We start from the raw sequence: 16,424 nt of genomic DNA on the forward strand, positions 1-16,424 counted from the left end.
GAACGATCGGCGAAGCGGCAGCGGAGCGGACGACTCGCCGCATCGTAGCCGCGCCCCCGCCGCGAGCGCCCCTGCATTTCAGCCCGGCGTCAGCCCGGCGCCGACCCCGGCGCGTGGACTACTCCGGCGGCAGCTGGTCCATGTGCTTCATCGCGTTCACCACGTCCAGGACGGTCAGGCTGCCGACCGGGCCGACCGGGGCGAACACGTAGACCGTGCCCGAGGTGGCGAAGTTCAGGTCCAGCTGGATCGTGTCGCCGACCTTGGGCACCCGCTTCAGATCCGAGAGCGCCAGTCGCTGGGTGTCGGCCTTCAGCGTCACCGAACCGTGCGCGGGGACGGTGATCCAGGGCACCGAGCCGGCCGAGGCGCCGCTCACCACGCTGATCTTCCCGGCCCAGGGGCTGGACGCGCCGACCAGCCGGTCGGCCGTCCCGCCGTTGTTGCGCACCGTCACATAGGCGTAGACCGTGCCGCCGCCGGCCGCGGGCGGGTCCAGGTGGGCGTCGGTCATCCCGATCAGCGGCGGTGACGGGGTCGCCGCCGTCGCCTGCTGCGGGGCGGTACGGCCCCACAGCAGCATCACCACGGCCAGCGCCACCAGCACCGGCGCCTGCACCATCAGCGCCCGCCGCAGCCGCGGGAGCCCGCCCCGGCGCTGGGCGCGGGCCTCCAGCAGGTCGGCCTCCTGCTCCAGCTCGGCCAGCTCCTGCTCTTCCCCGGCGTCCGCTTGGGCGTCGTCCATGGCGGCCTAGTACCCCGACGGCCAGGTGAAGTCCTTGTAGGCGGTGTCCGCGCCCACGTCGATCTGGATCTTCTTGAACTCGGTCAGCTCGATCGACCGGGGGTCGCCGGTGAACTTCTTGCCGTCCACGTAGACCGTGAGCGTGCCCTTGTTGGGACCGATCTGGTCGGTGGTCAGCGGCTGCTTCCAGACGTCGAAGAAGTTGCCCAGGGTGTACTGCAGCTTGCTGGGCGACTCGACGTGGATCACGCCGGTCTCGTCATGGGTGTGCAGGTAGTAGAACTTGGAGCCACCGCTCACGAACGGGCTGCCGCCGGAGGTGTCCAGGCTGTACGGCGGGACGATGCCGATGCCGTAGGGGATGTTCTTCTGCTTGCCGTCGACGAAGATCTGCAGGTGGGCGTGGATGTGGTAGACCGTCTTCTCCATCGAGTCGCTCTTGACCACACCGTCCACCGCCCCGCCGGTCGACTGCTTGGCGGTGGTGGCCAGCAGGCTGGCGCTCTTGTCGATGGAGGGGTCCGAGGCCTGCTTGGCGACCTTGGCCTTGTCATTGGACTTGTTCATGCTGTTGATGCCGAAGGCGGCGGCCGTCCCCGCGCCGCCGATGACGACCACACCCGCCACAACCCAGGCGATCATCACATTGCGCTGTCGTCGGGCCTCGACCTTCCGCTGCTCGGCTATGCGCTGCTGGGCTATGCGGCGCCGGTCGGCGTTCGACGGCTTGTTCTGTGTCATCGGTCCTCAGTTGCTTCCGGCCGGGCCTGGTCCGACCACTGGAACGGGTGTGCGTCCCCGCGGCGGTCACGTTAGTAGCTGCGCTGCTAAGCGTCTCGCAAGTGTGCAGGGAGAAGGTGTGAAGCTGATCTTATTTTGTGATGATATGACCGATATAAAGAGGTAACAGGTTGATAACGCCGTCTGTTTACGAGCTTCCTGTGTCTTCGGGGCTGTTCTGCAGGGTGGGAGCGCCCCGGTGCGAGCTGCCGTGCGGATCGACGCAGTGCGGGCCACCGGAGCCGGTGCCGCTGCTGCCGCCCAGTTGGTAGAGCTCGGGCACGGCGTGGTCCACCTGCAGGGTGGTGTGCTCGATGCCGTGCCGGGAGCGGAGCGAGGTCTCCAGCCGTCCGCGTACCGCGTGGCAGTCCATCTCGTCGCGGACCAGGATGTGCGCGGACAGCGCCGGGTAGCCCGAGGTGATGGTCCAGACATGCAGGTCGTGCACCTCGACCACGCCGCCCTCGGCGGCCAGCTCGGCGCCGATGGTGTCCGGGTCCAGGCCGGCCGGGGCCGCCTCCAGGAAGATCCGCCCCGACTCCCGGACCAGGCCGTAGCCGGCGTGGAACATCAGCACGGCCACCACCAGCGTCGCGATCGCGTCCGCGCGGTCGAAGCCGGTGAGCATGACCACCAGGCCGGACAGCGCGGTCGCGATGAACGCCCAGGCGTCGTTGAGGATGTGCTGGTAGGCGCCCTCGACATTGAGACTGCTGCGGTTCGCCCGGGAGATCAGCCAGGCGGCCGCGACATTGACCACGATGCCGACCAGCGCCGTCGCCAGGACCGTCCCACCGGCGACGTCGGGGGGTGAGATCAGCCGCCGGATCGCCTCGTAGGTGAAGATCCCGCCCAGTCCGAGCAGGGTGATCCCGTTCGCCTGGGCGGAGAGGATCTCGGCCCGCTTCAGTCCGAAGGTCAACGCGCCCTTGGCCGGCCGGGCCGCCAGCCGGATCGCCAGCAGGGCCAGCGCGAGCGAGGCGGCGTCGGTCAGCATGTGCCCGGCGTCGGAGATCAGCGCCAGTGAGCGGGCGGCGATGCCGACGGTCACCTCGCCGACCATGAACAGGGCGATCAGCGCCAGCGCGGCCCGCAGGTAGCGCTGGTCGGCGTTCGCCGAGACGCCATGGCTGTGCCCGCCGTGCCCGCCGCCGCTGTGGCCACCGTCGCCGTGCCCGTCGCTGTGGCCGGTGTGGTCGTGTTCGCCGTGGTCGTGCCCCTGGGTCGGGCCCACCGGATCCTCCTCGCTCGGCACATCGTCGGTCGCCACCTTACCCGAATACATGAAGAATCCTTCATGTGTTCCCCATGGCGCGGCTCGCGGCGCCGCCGGGGCGGGTTTCGGCGGACGAGCCCGGCGGACGAGCCCCCATTGACGCCCCCGGTCGGCCCGGATACCGTCGCGTCAACAAACTGTTGAAATCTTGGAGGGGTACGCGATGGCGCGTCACGACGACCCGGTGGGCGACTCGCTGGAGGGCGCGGGCTACGGCACCACCCTGTCCAGCACGGTACGGGCCGGAGTCGACACCGCCCTCGCCGCCGTGGACGCGGATCTCGCCGCCCGCTACCCCGGCGAGCCCGGCACCCGGCAGCCGGTGCACACCGTCTACGTCCCGGCCGACGCCCTCGCCTCGGTCTCGGTGACCGAGCTGGTCCGCGACTGGGGCGACCGGGCCACCGCCCTGCTCGACCAGCACGCCCCGGACGCCGCCGCCCTGGCCGGCATCGTCGGCCGCCCCGCGGACCGGCTGGCGACCGAGGTGTACGACCGGGTCCGGGCCAAGCTCCGCCGCGAACCGGTCGAGGACCTTCGGATCGACTTCGAGGACGGCTACGGCGTCCGCCCCGACGCCGAGGAGGACGCCGCCGCCGTCCGCGCCGCCCGGCTGGTGGCCGCGGCGGTGGCCGAGGGCACCGCGCCGCCGTACCTCGGGATCCGGATGAAGTGCATGGAGGCCGCCGTCCGCGACCGCGGCATCCGCACCCTGGACCTGTTCCTCACCGAACTGCTGGCGGCGGGCGGCGGCGCGGGCGGCGGCCGGCTTCCGGACGGGCTGGTGCTGACCCTGCCCAAGGTCACCTACACCGAGCAGGTCGCCGCGATGGTGCGGCTGGTCGAGGACTTCGAGCGGGCGGCGGGCCTGCCCGAGGGGCGGATCGGCTTCGAGATCCAGATCGAGACCACCCAGTCCATCCTCGGCGCGGACGGCCGGGCCACCGTCGCCCGCATGATCGGTGCCGCCGAGGGCCGGGCCACCGCGCTGCACTACGGCACCTTCGACTACAGCGCCTCCTGCGGGGTCGGCGCGGCGTACCAGAGCATGGAGCACCCGGCCGCGGACCACGCCAAGGCGGTGATGCAGGTCGCCGCCGCCGGGACCGGGGTCCGGCTCTCCGACGGCTCCACCAATGTGATCCCCACCGGCGACGCCGCCCAGGTGCGCGGGGCGTGGCAACTGCACCACCGGCTGGTCCGCCGCTCGCTGGAACGCGCCTACTACCAGGGCTGGGACATGCACCCGGGCCACCTGCCGACCCGCTACGCCGCCGTCTACTCCTTCTACCGGGAGGGCCTGGACCAGGCCGCGGCCCGGCTCAGCGCCTATGTCGCCCGCTCCACCGGCGACGTGATGGACGAGCCGGCCACCGCCAAGGCGCTCAGCGGCTACCTGCTGCGCGGCCTGGACTGCGGCGCGGTCGACCCGGCCGAGGTCGAGAAGGCCACCGGCCTGGACCGGCGGCAGCTGGACGCCCTGGCCGGCCGCTGACGGACCGTCATCACCGGGCCGCCACTGACGAGTGATCAGGATTAGGGAGCGGGCCGGGGAGTCGATAGGGTGCCAGGTCACGGCCGGACAGTCGGGCTCCGGCCGACGGGTCTGGAGGAACAGTGGCACAGGTCATCGCCGAGGTCTCGCGCACGTTCAACGAGTTCCTGCTGCTGCCCAACCGGACCCGCACCGACTGCTCACCCGCCACGGTGGATCTCCGCACCCCGCTGGTGCGGCACCCGGTGGGTGAGCCGTCCGCGATCGAGCTGCAGGCGCCGTTCACCTCCGCGATCATGCAGGCGGTCAGCACGCCCGAGCTCGCGATCGCCCTGGCCCGCAACGGCGGCCTGAGCTTTCTGCACCACAACCAGTCGATCGAGGGCCAGGTCGCGGCGGTGCGCGAGGTGAAGGACTTCAAGGCCGGCTTTGTCACCAGCGACACCAACATCCGCCCGGACGACACCCTGGGCGAGCTGGTCGAGGTGATGCGCCGGACCGGCCACAGCACCGCCGCCGTCACCGACGACGGCACCGGCACCGGTCGGCTGCTCGGGCTGGTCACCTCACGGGACTTCCACCCCCAGCGGCACGACCTGGACGGGCCGGTCAGCGGTCGGATGACCCCGGTCGCCGAGCTGCCCACCGCCGGGGCCGACACCACGCTCTCCGCGGCCAACGCGCAGCTGTGGGAGAAGCGAGCCGACTGCCTGCCGGTGCTGGACGCCGAGGGGCGGCTGCAGCACCTGGTGTTCCGCTCCGACTACGCGGACAACAAGCGGTTCCCGAACCAGCTGGTGGACGCCGCCAAGCGGCTCCGGGTGGGCGCCGGCGTCAACACCCACGACTACCGCGAGCGGGTCCCGCGCTGCTGGCGGCGGGCGCGGACGTGCTGTGCTTCGACTCCTCCGACGGCTACAGCGACTGGCAGGCCCAGGCGTTGAGCTGGGTGAAGAAGCACTACCCGGAGATCCCGATCGGCGGCGGCAACGTGGTCGACGGCGAGGCCTTCACCTTCCTCGCCGAGGCGGGCGCCGACTTCGTCAAGGTCGGCGTGGGCGGCGGATCCATCTGCATCACCCGGGACCAGAAGGGCATCGGCCGCGGCCAGGCCAGCGCGGTGCTGGACGTGGCCGCGGCCCGTGACGCCTTCGCCGAGCGCACCGGCGCCTATGTGCCGGTCTGCTCCGACGGCGGGCTGGTGCACGACTACCACGTGGCGCTGGCGCTGGCGATGGGCGCCGACTTCGTGATGATGGGCCGTTACTTCGCCCGCTTCGACCAGGCGGCCGGCGCGAAGCTGCCCACCCGCGACGGCTTCGTCAAGGAGTACTGGGGCGAGGGCTCCAACCGGGCCCGCAACTGGCAGCGCTACGGCCAGGGCGGCCAGGGGCTGATCTTCGAGGAGGGCGTGGACGGCTACGTCCCCTACGCCGGCGACCTGGACGAGGGCCTCGCCGTCACCGTCGCCAAGCTGAAGACCACGATGGTCTCCTGCGGCTCCGCCACCCTGCCCGAGTTCCAGTCCACGGCCCGGCTCACCCTGGTCTCGGACCAGAGCTTCCAGGAGAGCCACGCCAGCGTGGTCCTGCGGGAGGGCCCCACCACCGTTGCCTGAGCGGAGTCTCGGCGGCGGCTCAGCGGTGGTCGCGCAGCACCGGCCAGGCGACGTCGGGGCGGAACAGCGCGGCCGGGGGCGCCACCAGCGTCATCACCTCGCTGAACCGGGTGCACACCGCCTGGTCGCGGCTGGAGCGGGCGATCACCCGGTCCAGGTAGCGGTGCTGCAGCCGCAGCACCGCCCCTGACGGGCCGCCGGTGGTGGTGGGGAAGCGGACGTCCTCGGCCGAGGACATGGTCCAGGCGTCCTTGGCCGCCGCCGCGATCCCGGTCTGCACCAGCCGGCTGGTGCCGGGTCCGAGGCCGTGTGCCCGCACGCCGTCGCGGAGCGCCAGCGCCCCGAACGCGGCGACCGAGATGCCCTGGCCGTGGACCGGGTTGACGGTGCAGGCGGCGTCCCCGAGCACGACCAGGCCGTCCGGCGCGGCGCGCTGGTAGTGGCGGCGGACGCTCGCACCGGGGCGGAAGCCATGGGTCTCGCCCGCGGGGGAGGCGGTGGAGAGCACCTCGCGCAGGGCCGGGTCGCGGAGCAGCCCGAGGAAGGCGTCGAAGCCGGCCGCCCCCGGTTCGGGCTCGCTGCCGCGCATCCCGGCGAGGCTGACCACCCAGCGGTTGCCCTCCACCGGCAGCAGCACCCCGAGCCGTGGATGGTCCGGCGCCCGGGCCTGGAGGTAGAGGGCGGACAGCGAGGCGTCGATCCCCGGCGCGTGGTGGAACAGCCGGGAGGCGTAGCGGACGCCCGGGTCCACCCGGTCCTCCGGGGTCCTGGCGCAGCCTAGTGCCCGCAGCCACTGCGGGGTCCGGGAGGAGCGGCCCGAGGCGTCCACGACCAGGTCGGCCGCCAGCTCCTCGACCACGGCGGTGGCGCCGGTCCCGTCCGGGGCCGCGCCGCGGACCCGGGCCAGCACACCGGTCACGGTGGTGCTGTCGCCGAGCAGCCCGACCGCCTCGGTGCCCTCCAGGAAGGCCACCGAGGGCTCCGCGCGGACCCGCCGCAGCACCGCGTCGTCCAGGACCGGGCGGGTGCAGGAGACAAAGGTCAGGTCGGTGGCGAAGCGCGGCATCCAGCCGCCGGAGCTGAGCCAGCGCAGCCCCCCGGGCACCGGGACCGGGACCGCGCCGCGGGCCCGCAGGTCGTCGTCCAGGCCGGGCAGCAGTTCCCGCAGGGCCCGGCGGCCGCCCTCCAGCAGCAGGTGCGCGTGTCGGTTCTGCGGGGTGCCGGGACGGTAGGCGGCCTGCCCCGGGTAGCGGTCGCGCTCCAGCACCAGGATCCGCTCGGCCCGGCCGACCAGCGCCCACGCGGCGAGGCAGCCGGCCAGCCCCCCGCCGACGACCACCGCAGTGCCCCGCCCACCTGTCGTCATGCCCGGTGAGCGTAGTAGCGGCGGCAGCCCCGGGGCGAGGGGTTCACCCGGACACCGGCGTCCGGTGCGGCCGGGTGTGACGGTGTGTCACCATGCGGCCCCGTACGCGCCGAAGCCCTCGCACACCAGCCCGTCACGGAACGTCAGCACCTCGGTGACGCCACGGCCGCGCTCGTTGCGGTAGGCGATGACCACGGCGTCGACGCCGGCCCGTACCTCCTCGACCGTGAAGTGCAGGTCGGGCAGCAGCTTCAGGCCGGTCGACCAGTAGGCCCGCAGCGCCTCCTTGCCGCGGGCCTCGCCGGAGGGGTCGCCCAGCAGCTCGACGATCTTCGGCGAGCGGAACACCACGTCATCGGTGTAGTGCGCGAGAATACGTTCGAGGTCGTGGGAGTTCCACGCCTCGGCCCACTCGGCGGCGAACCGCTCGGCCTGTTCCAGGTTCATGGCCCGGACGCTAGCCCAACCCGTCCCGCCCCTCAACGCGATACCCGGACGGAGCCAGCGGTATGACGGCGCAGCAGGTGCCCTGCCTCACGGTGTCCACCCCCGACGGGCAGCCGCTGGTGCACGAGACCGAGGTCAAGCGGTCCCGCTTCCTCTGCTCGCTGCTGCGGGTCGAGGACGAGGCCCAGGCGCAGGCGTTCGTGGCCGCCGTCCGCAAGGAGTACTGGGACGCCCGGCACCATTGCACCGCCTACGTCATCGGCGACCAGCCGCGCCGTGAGCGCTCCAACGACGACGGCGAACCGGCCGGGACGGCGGGCGCGCCGATGCTGGAGCTGCTGCGCCGGCGCGGGCTGACCGACACGGTGGCCGTGGTGACCCGCTACTTCGGCGGGGTGCTGCTGGGCGCGGGCGGCCTGGTCCGCGCCTACGGCGGGGCGGTGTCGGCGGCGCTGGACCGGGCCGAGCTGGTGGAGCGGCGACTGGTCGCGCTGCTGGCGATCAGCACCGACCACGTCCGCGCCGGACGTCTGGAGAACGATCTGCGGCTGGCCGGGCATGTGGTCAGGGCGGTCGCCTACACCGCCACGGGGGTCCGCTTCGAGGTGGGCGTCCCCGAGCCGCAGGCGGCCGAGTTCACCGACTGGCTGGCCGCCGCCAGCGCCGGCGCGGCCGAGGTCGAGCACCTCGGCACCGACCGGGTGGACGTCCCCTGGCACCGGTGATGACCTGCCATGACAGCGTCAAAGGGAGGGTTTCGGGCGGGTTCGTACGATCTGGTCATGTGAGCTGTCGCACTAAGCAGGGCGGTTAACCTGCTGTTCACACATGGGCAACAGTTGGGAAATTGCGAACTGTGATTCTCCTGGGCAGCAGGACAGCGGACCTCCCCAGCGACGCGGAGCACCGCACCGCGCGACCGCATCGTTCCCACCCCACCGCGAGGAATGCCGCCCGTGACTTTCAAGGCTGAGTACATCTGGATCGACGGCACCGAGCCGACCGCCAAGCTTCGTTCGAAGACGCGGATCCTGGCCGACGGTGCCGAGCTTCCCACCTGGGGATTCGACGGCTCCAGCACCAACCAGGCCGAAGGCCACGCCTCGGACCGCGTGCTCAAGCCAGTCTTCTCCTGTCCTGACCCGATCCGCGGCGGTGACCACGTCCTGGTCCTGTGCGAGGTCTTCAACATCGACGGCAGCGCCCACGAGACCAACACCCGTGCGCTGCTGCGTCCGATCGCCGAGCAGTTCGCCTCGCAGGAGGCCATCTTCGGCATCGAGCAGGAGTACAACTTCTTCAAGGACGGCCGCCCCTTCGGCTTCCCGGTCAACGGCTACCCCGCCGCCCAGGGCGGCTACTACTGCGGTGTCGGTTCGGACGAGGTCTTCGGCCGTGACATCGTCGAGCTGCACATGGAGCGCTGCCTGGTGGCCGGCCTGGCCTTCTGCGGCATCAACGCCGAGGTCATGCCCGGCCAGTGGGAGTTCCAGATCGGCCCGGTCGACGCGCTGACCGCCTCGGACCACCTGTGGGTCGCCCGCTGGCTGCTCTACCGCACCGCCGAGGAGTTCGACGTCGCGGTGACGATCGACGCCAAGCCGGTGAAGGGCGACTGGAACGGCGCCGGCGCCCACACCAACTTCTCCACCAAGGCGATGCGCGAGGGCTACCCGGCCATCATCACCGCCTGCGAGTCCCTCGGCGCCGACCAGGAGAAGGTGCTGGAGCACGTCAGCCAGTACGGCCACGGCATCCAGGAGCGCCTCACCGGTCTGCACGAGACCGCCCCGTGGGACGTCTACAGCTACGGCGTCTCCGACCGCGGCGCCTCGGTGCGCATCCCGTGGCAGGTCGAGGTCGAGCAGAAGGGCTACATCGAGGACCGTCGCCCCAACGCGAACGTCGACCCGTACGTGGTGACCCGGCTGCTCGTGAACACCTGCTGCACCGCGCTGGAGAAGGCCGACCAGGCCTGATCCCGCCCCCTTTCGCGACCAGCGGCGCCCGTCGGAGACCTTCGGCGGGCGCCGCTGTTTGTGCACCCCTTCCTTACCGTTCTCCTGTCAGCGGGCTTTCAGGATTCATACAGGTGAACGGTAGGGTCGAAGATCAGCCGGGCCGTCGCACGAGGTCTGGACGACGGGGATGGGGATGTATGGAACGGCGCCGGTTCCTGGGGACGGCCGCGGCCGTCGCCGCGGCTGGAGCGGCCGGGGTCGGCGCCCTGGTCCTCAACGAGGGCGGTGGTTCGACGGCGGACCACCCCGGGGGCGGCCCCTCGGCCGGCGCCGCGGACCCGATCGCGGCCGGCGCGACCGCGGAGCCGCCCGACGATCCCGACCGGGCCGAGCAGCGGCGCCCCGGCAACGCCGACTGGCGGATCAGGTCGCAGGGCCCGCCGGAGGCGGTCGAGGGCTACACCGACCGGATCAGCGTGCTCCCCGGCGAGCCCTTCGCCCTGCATGTCTCCACCACCGCTCCCCACTTCACCGTCTCCGCCTACCGGGTCGGCTGGTACGGCGGCGCGCAGGCCCGGCTGGTGTGGCGTTCCGCGCCGCAGCCGGGACGCCGGCAGGCCGCGGCCCTCTGGACCGGCGCCACCCGCACCGCGCACGCCGGCTGGGCCCCCTCGCTGGCCGTGGACACCAAGGGCTGGCCGCCCGGCGCCTACCTGCTGCGGCTGGACGGCTCGCACGGGCACCAGCGCTATGTGCCGATGGTGCTGCGCACCGCGAGCGCCCAGGGCCGGACCGTGCTGATGCACGGCGTCGCCACCTGGCAGGCGTACAACCTGTGGGGCGGCGCCAACCTCTACCAGGGCCGGGGCGGCGGTTACGACAGCCGCTCGCTGGTGGTCTCCTTCGACCGCCCGTACGACAACAGCGGCGCCGAGAAGTTCATGGTCTACGAGCGCGCCCTGGTGGTGCTGGCCGAGCGCCTGGGCCTACCGCTCGCCTACACCACCGGTCTTGAGGTGCACCGGCAGCCCGGCGCCCTGACCGGTGCCCGCGCCGTGCTGTCGCTGGGCCACGACGAGTACTGGACCCCGCGGCAGCGGGCCGCGGTGACCCGGGCCAGGGACGCGGGCACCAATCTCGCCTTCCTCGGCGCCAACGCCTGCTTCCGGCGGATCCGCTGGCAGGCGGGGGACCGGCAGATCGCCTGCTACAAGTCGGACTACCGGGACGACCCGGCCTACTTCACCCGTCGCGCCGAGGTCACCACCGACTTCAGGGTGGCCCGGGTGCCGATCCGGAGTCCTCGCTCACCGGCGTGTTCTACGAGAACAACCCGGTCGACGCCCCCTACACCGTCCACATGGCGGACCACTGGCTGTTCGCCGGGACCGGGGTGCGCACCGGCGACACCTTCGCGCACCTGGTCGGCGTCGAGTACGACCGGGTCACCCCGTCCGCGCCGACCCCGCGGCCGATCGAGATCCTGGCCCACTCGCCGCTGGTCTGCAACGGCGTCCACAGCCACTCGGACTCGGCCTACTACACCGTCCCCGGCGGGGCCGGGGTCTTCGCCTCGGGGACGATGCGCTGGGTCGAGGGCTGATGGCCGGGACCCACGACGACTGGGGCGCGCACGGGATGAACGCCAGGACCGGGGCGATGGTCACCCGGACCACGTCCAACCTGCTCACGGCGTTCGCCGAGGGGCCGGCCGCACGGAGCAGGCCGACCCCTCGGGACAATGTCGCGGCGGTCTACGGCTGAGCAGTCGGACCGGGTGGCGGCATCAGCTGGACCAGGTCAGGCGTTCTTCACCAGCGAGACCTCGAACTCCAGCGTGATCTTGTCGCTGACCAGCACGCCGCCGGTCTCCAGCGGAGCGTTCCAGACGATGCCGTAGTCCTTGCGGCTGATGGCGTGGGTGCCCTCGAAGCCGAGCCGGTGGTTGCCGAAGGGGTCGGTGGCGGCGCCCTCGTAGTCGAAGTCGATGGTGATCGCCTGGGTGACGCCCCTGACGGTCAGGTTGCCGGTGACCTTGAGGCTGGTGTCGTCGGTCAGCTCGACCCCGGTGGAGGCGAAGACGATCTCCGGATACGTGGCCAGGTCGAGGAAGTCGTTGCTGCGCAGGTGCCCGTCGCGGTCGGCGTTGCGGGTGTCGATGCTGTCGACCTTGATGACCAGGTTGACCGAGGACTGCTCCGGCTTCTCGGCGTCGACCACGACCGCGCCGGTGAACTCGTTGAAGGAGCCGCGGACCTTGGTGACCATCGCGTGGCGGGCGACGAAGCCGATGCGACTGTGCGCGGGGTCGATGGTGTAGGTGCCGGAGAGGTCGGGAGAGAGGGTGGCGGCCATGGTGGACTCCTCAGTGGTTGACGTGTCACCTTGAGCCTAGCAAAGATGGATGATGTGTCAACCAAGACATGTAAGGTGTTTCCATGAACGACATCGAGACCCAGGACGAAGCCCGGGCCACCCGCTGGCTCAATGAGACCGAACAGCACGCCTGGCGCACCTTCCTCAGGATGCAGGCCCTGCTGACGGCCCGGCTCGGCCGCGACCTGCAGGCCGACTCCGACCTCTCGCTGGCGGACTACGACGTGCTGGTGCACCTCACCGACCTGGACGGGGGCCGCCGCCGGATCCTGGAGCTGGCCCGCGAGCTGAACTGGGAGAAGAGCCGGATGTCGCACCATCTGGCCCGGATGGCCAAGCGCGGCCTGATAGCCCGCGAGGAGTGCTCCGTCGACGGGCGCGGCGCGTTCATCGTGATCACCCCGGAGGGGCAGGCCGCGATCGAGGCCGCCGCGCCCCGCCATGTGGAGTCCGTGCGCAATCTGGTCTTCGACGTGCTCAGCCCGGAGCAGGTGGCCGCGCTGGCCGCGGTGTCCGAGAGCATCCTCGGACGGCTGGAACCGGCCGCCGACCCCTGCGACTCCTGAGCTGTTGGAACTGCTCGCTCAGGAGACGACGTCCTTGCCCCGGAAGTGCCGGAAGGCCAGGGCGAACAGCACCAGGGCGTAGCTCACCGCCACCGAGGCCCCCTTGATCATGCCGTCCCACTGCGGCTGGGTCTGCAGCACGTCCACCCAGGAGTACGACCAGTAGGTGGGCAGGAAGTCGCGGATGCCGCCCAGGGCGGAGATCTGCCCCAGGATGCTGCTCAGGATGGTCAGCCCGAGTGCCCGCCGACCGCGCCCAGTGGGGCGTCGGTCACCGTCGACAGCCAGAACGCCAGTGCGGCCGTCACCAGTTGACCGACCATCACATAGGCCACCGCGATCGCCAGCCGGGCCACCGAGGAGCCGACCGGCAGCGCGCCGCCGGCCGGCAGCTCCAACGGGCCCCAGCCGTAGGCGGCGGTCCCGGCCGCCAGCGCCACCAGCGGTACCAGCAGCGTGGCCACCACGCTGAACGCCATCGCCACCAGCAGCTTGCTGACCAGCAGCCGGGTCCGCGGCACCGGGGCCGCGAGCAGATAGCGCAGCGAGGACCAGCCGGCCTCCGAGGCCACCGTGTCGCCGAAGAACAGCGCCACCGGCACCACCAGGAAGAAGCCGGAGGAGAGGAACAGGCAGCTCGCCGCGAAGTTCGGCCCGGAGGCGGTGGCCACGGTCAGGAAGCCGGACTGGTTGTCCTGCCCGCCCGGCTTCCCGCCCACCTCGAAGGCGATCAGAATGATCAGCGGCAGCAGCACCACCAGGGCGCCCATCGCCATGGTCCGCCGTCGGCGCAGCTGCCGCACGGCCTCCACCCGCAGCGGCAGGGTGCGCCGGGCGGTGTAGCCGTGGGCGGTGCCGGTGGGTTCGGTCAGCGTGCTGCTGCTCATCGGGCAGCCCCTCCGATCAGGGTGAGGAACGCGTCCTCGAGGCGGCGGTGCGGTCCCAGGCTGTGCACCGGGACTTCCAGGCGGACCAGCTCGACCATCAGCGCGGCCGCGGTCGCGCCGTCCAGGCGGACCAGCAGCCCGCCTTCGGCCGGTTCGGCGGCGGCGATGCCGGGCAGTGCCGCGATCTTGTCCAGGACGCCGTTCGGCAGCGGCAGCGGCGTGCCGACCAGCAGGCTGTTCCCGGAACCGATGATCTCGGCCACCGGACCGGCCTGGGCCAGCTGCCCGTGGTCCATCACCACCAGGTGGGTGCAGGTCTGCTCGACCTCGGCCAGCAGGTGGCTGGACACGATGACGGTCCGTCCGGCCGCCGCGTAGCGGACGATGACGTCGCGCATCTCCCGGATCTGCGGCGGGTCCAGGCCGTTCAGCGGCTCGTCCAGGATCAGCAGGTCCGGCAGGCCCAGCATGGCCTGGGCGATGGCCAGCCGCTGCCGCATGCCCTGCGAGTAGGTGCGCACCGCGCGTTCGACCGCGTCGCCGAGCCCGGCGATGGCCAGCGCCTCCGCCAGGTGCGCGTCCTCCTCGGGACGGCCGGTGGCGCGCCAGTAGAGGTCGAGGTTGGCCCGGCCGGAGAGGTGCGGCAGGAAGCCGGGGCCCTCGACGAAGGAGCCGACCCGGGACAGCACCGGCGCACCGGCGCCGACCACCTGCCCGAACACCCGGATCTCGCCGCCGTCCGGGCGGATCAGGCCCATCAGCATCCGCAGCGTGGTGGTCTTGCCGGCCCCGTTCGGCCCGAGCAGCCCCAGCACCTGGCCGCGCTCGACCGTGAACGACAGGTCGCGCACCGCGTAGCGGTCCGCCGAGCGGGCGTAGCGCTTGGTCAGCCCGGTGATCTGGAGCGGGACCCCGGCATCGCCCGGGGTTTGGCCGGACGGGCGGGCGCCGCGGCGCCGACGACCGGTCAGCAGCAGTACGACCGCGGCCAGCAGGCCCAGCAGCGGCAGGCCCCAGACCCACCACGGCAGCGGCGCCACGGCGGTGCGCAGGGCCGGGTCGGTCGGGACGCTCAGCCCGGTGCCGACCAGCCCGACCGTGTAGGAGGCGGGCTGCACCGGCGAGGCGTAGGCCAGGTCGGTGGAGGAAAGCACCAGCCGCAGCCGGTGCCCGGCCGGGACCTGGTGGTCGACGGCCGGCAGCTGCACCAGCACGTCCGCCCCGGCCTTGGCTCCGGTCACCCGCAGCGGGGTCACCAGCTGCGAGGGCAGCACCTGCCGCCGCCGCCCGCGTCGCTGCCAGGGGCGACGTCGTAGAGCTTGGCGAACAGCACCGCGTCGTCGGTGTCGGCCTGGACGTGGATCCGCACCGTCGGCGAACCGGTGATCCGCAGCGCGGTCTTCAGCGGCTGGGAGACGAACTGGGCGGACTGCCCCGGGAAGTCCAGGGAGACGCCGAGGCCGAGGCTTGACAGGGCGCCGAGCGACCCCAGGCCCGGCACTGCCGACACCGCGGGCGGCGCGGCCCCGGCCGGGTTGCGGAAGGTCTGCGGCGGTCCGGCCAGCTGGACCGTGCGCGGGGTGCCCGCCAGGCCGGGGTAGCTGCCGGCACTGGCGCCGTTCAGGGCCACCGTCGCGGTGGTGCTGTTCACCCCGCCGCTGCGGCTGACCCGGAACGCCGGGCCGGTGTCCACGCCCTTGTCGTTCTTGAGGTAGCGGGCGAACCAGTCCTCGGTGCGCTGCTGGACCCGGGCCGACTCCTGGTTGCCGCCGTCGTGGCCGCCGGCGATCCAGTCCACCGAGACCGGCGCGCCATTGGCCTTGATCGCCGCGGCCGCCTGGTCGGCCTGGTCCAGCGGGAACAGCGAGTCGGTCTGGCCCTGCAGCAGCAGCGTCGGCACCTTGATGCTGCTCGCCACCGCCGAGGGGCTGCGTGCCGCCAGCAGCTGCTCCGCCGCGGCGTCCGGCTTTCCGGCGACGGCGACCCGCTGGTACATCGCGCACAGCTCGGGGGAGAAGCGTCCGCAGGCCTGCGCGCCGGACTTGGCTGCGGTCTGGCCGGTGGCGGCGCCGGTGGTGGACGGCGTGCCGCTGCCGACGCTGCCGGCCGAGCCGGTGGTGAAGAAGATCCCGGCCCACAGCTTCTTGAACACACCGTCGGGGAACAGTGCGTCGGAGAGGTTCCAGTAGCTGATCTCGGGGGCGATCGCGTCCACCCGCTTGTCGTATCCGGCGGCCAGCAGCGAGATCGCGCCGCCGTAGGAGGCCCCGGCCACGCCCACCCGGGGGTCGCCCGGCGCGTCCAGCTGCACGTCCGGCTGCTTGGCCAGCCAGTCGATCAGCCCGCTGACGTCGGCGACCTCACGGGTGGGGTCGTTCAACCCGATGTCGCCGCCGGAGGCGCCGAAGCCCCGCGCGGACCAGGTCATCACCGCGTAGCCGTCCTGGACAGGGTCTCCGCCTCGGCCTTCATCCCGGCCTTGCTGCCGCCGAAGCCGTGCGCCAGCAGCACGGCGGGCCGCCGGACGCCGGGGCTGCCGGAGGTGAAGTAGGAGGTGTCGATGCCCACGGTGGCCTTGCTGCCGGGGGATTCCGGGAACTGCAGCACCTGGTCCTGCTCCTGCACGGCGGCCGAACCGTGCGCGGCGGCCGCGGTCCAGCTGCCGGCCCCCACCAGCAGGGCTGCGGCGGCTGCGCCCGCGAGAAGTGCTCGCCGCGGGCGCGGCAGTCGAAAAACCCATGCGGGATCCTTAGGGGGTAAAGGGGGAGCCAATGCAGAGTGAACGATCTCGCGGGGGCATCGGTGCCCGTGCGCTGCCGGAGATCGTTTGAATCAGATCACACCTGCGCCGCGCCGGGCCAACTCCGGCCCCTGCCGCGCCTGGTAACGGCCTACCTGGGCCGACGT

At 72.2% G+C, this 16,424-nt stretch carries 11 protein-coding genes and 4 pseudogenes; 7 read left to right on the plus strand and 8 right to left on the minus strand.

Going from position 1 to position 16,424, the window contains the following annotated elements; genetic code table 11:
• Positions 1-118: 118 nt before the first annotated feature.
• The 3 genes from ACXKR8_RS44855 to ACXKR8_RS44865 all read right to left on the minus strand — a co-directional run bounded on the left by ACXKR8_RS44855 (position 119) and on the right by ACXKR8_RS44865 (position 2,810).
• Positions 119-745, minus strand: coding sequence for a copper chaperone PCu(A)C (locus ACXKR8_RS44855; protein ID WP_458270282.1), 627 nt, complete (start codon positions 743-745; stop codon positions 119-121).
• A 6-nt stretch (positions 746-751) separates the two neighbouring features.
• Complete coding sequence (locus tag ACXKR8_RS44860) at positions 752-1,486, minus strand: hypothetical protein (protein WP_458270283.1); 735 nt, start codon at positions 1,484-1,486, stop codon at positions 752-754.
• Positions 1,487-1,673: 187 nt separating this feature from the next.
• Positions 1,674-2,810, minus strand: coding sequence for a cation diffusion facilitator family transporter (locus ACXKR8_RS44865; RefSeq protein WP_458270284.1), 1,137 nt, complete (start codon positions 2,808-2,810; stop codon positions 1,674-1,676).
• Positions 2,811-2,964: 154 nt separating this feature from the next.
• On the opposite strand from ACXKR8_RS44865, the gene ACXKR8_RS44870 reads away from it, so the two are divergent.
• Positions 2,965-4,296, plus strand: a complete 1,332-nt coding sequence (locus ACXKR8_RS44870) for a DUF6986 family protein (RefSeq protein WP_458270285.1) — start codon at positions 2,965-2,967, stop codon at positions 4,294-4,296.
• Between the two features lie 212 nt (positions 4,297-4,508).
• Positions 4,509-5,914, plus strand: a pseudogene (locus ACXKR8_RS44875) (IMP dehydrogenase).
• A 19-nt stretch (positions 5,915-5,933) separates the two neighbouring features.
• Here the strand turns inward: ACXKR8_RS44875 and ACXKR8_RS44880 are convergent.
• Together ACXKR8_RS44880 and ACXKR8_RS44885 are read right to left on the minus strand one after the other, a co-directional pair.
• The gene (locus ACXKR8_RS44880; RefSeq protein ID WP_458270287.1) at positions 5,934-7,280 is read right to left on the minus strand and encodes an NAD(P)/FAD-dependent oxidoreductase; all 1,347 of its coding nucleotides are present in this window, start codon (positions 7,278-7,280) and stop codon (positions 5,934-5,936) included.
• Positions 7,281-7,367: 87 nt separating this feature from the next.
• On the minus strand, positions 7,368-7,727 hold the full coding sequence (locus ACXKR8_RS44885) for a nuclear transport factor 2 family protein (RefSeq protein ID WP_458270288.1): 360 nt from the start codon (positions 7,725-7,727) through the stop codon (positions 7,368-7,370).
• A gap of 62 nt (positions 7,728-7,789) precedes the next feature.
• Here ACXKR8_RS44885 and ACXKR8_RS44890 point away from each other — a divergent pair, with 62 nt between their 5' ends.
• The 4 genes and pseudogenes from ACXKR8_RS44890 to ACXKR8_RS44905 all read left to right on the plus strand — a co-directional run bounded on the left by ACXKR8_RS44890 (position 7,790) and on the right by ACXKR8_RS44905 (position 11,291).
• Positions 7,790-8,452, plus strand: coding sequence for a YigZ family protein (locus tag ACXKR8_RS44890; protein WP_458270289.1), 663 nt, complete (start codon positions 7,790-7,792; stop codon positions 8,450-8,452).
• A 231-nt stretch (positions 8,453-8,683) separates the two neighbouring features.
• Positions 8,684-9,706 (plus strand): glutamine synthetase, encoded by a 1,023-nt coding sequence (gene glnII / locus ACXKR8_RS44895; RefSeq protein WP_458270290.1) that lies wholly within the window; start codon positions 8,684-8,686, stop codon positions 9,704-9,706.
• A 179-nt stretch (positions 9,707-9,885) separates the two neighbouring features.
• A pseudogene (locus ACXKR8_RS44900) lies at positions 9,886-10,905 on the plus strand (N,N-dimethylformamidase beta subunit family domain-containing protein); the annotation flags it as partial.
• Positions 10,906-11,003: 98 nt separating this feature from the next.
• The gene (locus tag ACXKR8_RS44905) at positions 11,004-11,291 is read left to right on the plus strand and encodes a N,N-dimethylformamidase beta subunit family domain-containing protein (protein WP_462100729.1); all 288 of its coding nucleotides are present in this window, start codon (positions 11,004-11,006) and stop codon (positions 11,289-11,291) included.
• Positions 11,292-11,488: 197 nt separating this feature from the next.
• Here ACXKR8_RS44905 and ACXKR8_RS44910 read toward each other — a convergent pair whose 3' ends face one another.
• Positions 11,489-12,043: a YceI family protein gene (locus ACXKR8_RS44910; protein ID WP_458270292.1), complete on the minus strand. Its 555-nt coding sequence runs from the start codon at positions 12,041-12,043 to the stop codon at positions 11,489-11,491.
• Positions 12,044-12,126: 83 nt separating this feature from the next.
• Here ACXKR8_RS44910 and ACXKR8_RS44915 point away from each other — a divergent pair, with 83 nt between their 5' ends.
• The gene (locus tag ACXKR8_RS44915; RefSeq protein ID WP_458270293.1) at positions 12,127-12,630 is read left to right on the plus strand and encodes a MarR family winged helix-turn-helix transcriptional regulator; all 504 of its coding nucleotides are present in this window, start codon (positions 12,127-12,129) and stop codon (positions 12,628-12,630) included.
• Positions 12,631-12,648: 18 nt separating this feature from the next.
• On the opposite strand, the pseudogene ACXKR8_RS44920 reads toward ACXKR8_RS44915, so the two are convergent.
• A pseudogene (locus tag ACXKR8_RS44920) lies at positions 12,649-13,517 on the minus strand (ABC transporter permease).
• Positions 13,514-16,244: pseudogene (locus ACXKR8_RS44925) on the minus strand (alpha/beta fold hydrolase). The pseudogenes ACXKR8_RS44920 and ACXKR8_RS44925 overlap by 4 nt, the downstream one beginning before the upstream one ends.
• Positions 16,245-16,424 lie beyond the last annotated feature (180 nt).

The sequence above is a fragment of the Streptacidiphilus sp. PAMC 29251 genome (assembly GCF_054208735.2).

Bases quoted from the DNA above. Each gene is read 5' to 3' on its own strand.
- ACXKR8_RS44870 (WP_458270285.1), top strand. From the start codon at position 2,965: ATGGCGCGTCACGACGACCCGGTGGGCGACTCGCTGGAGGGCGCGGGC.
- ACXKR8_RS44915 (WP_458270293.1), top strand. From the start codon at position 12,127: ATGAACGACATCGAGACCCAGGACGAAGCCCGGGCCACCCGCTGGCTC.
- ACXKR8_RS44865 (WP_458270284.1), bottom strand. From the start codon at position 2,810: ATGTATTCGGGTAAGGTGGCGACCGACGATGTGCCGAGCGAGGAGGAT.
- ACXKR8_RS44910 (WP_458270292.1), bottom strand. From the start codon at position 12,043: ATGGCCGCCACCCTCTCTCCCGACCTCTCCGGCACCTACACCATCGAC.
- ACXKR8_RS44885 (WP_458270288.1), bottom strand. From the start codon at position 7,727: ATGAACCTGGAACAGGCCGAGCGGTTCGCCGCCGAGTGGGCCGAGGCG.
- ACXKR8_RS44880 (WP_458270287.1), bottom strand. From the start codon at position 7,280: ATGACGACAGGTGGGCGGGGCACTGCGGTGGTCGTCGGCGGGGGGCTG.
- ACXKR8_RS44855 (WP_458270282.1), bottom strand. From the start codon at position 745: ATGGACGACGCCCAAGCGGACGCCGGGGAAGAGCAGGAGCTGGCCGAG.
- ACXKR8_RS44890 (WP_458270289.1), top strand. From the start codon at position 7,790: ATGACGGCGCAGCAGGTGCCCTGCCTCACGGTGTCCACCCCCGACGGG.
- ACXKR8_RS44860 (WP_458270283.1), bottom strand. From the start codon at position 1,486: ATGACACAGAACAAGCCGTCGAACGCCGACCGGCGCCGCATAGCCCAG.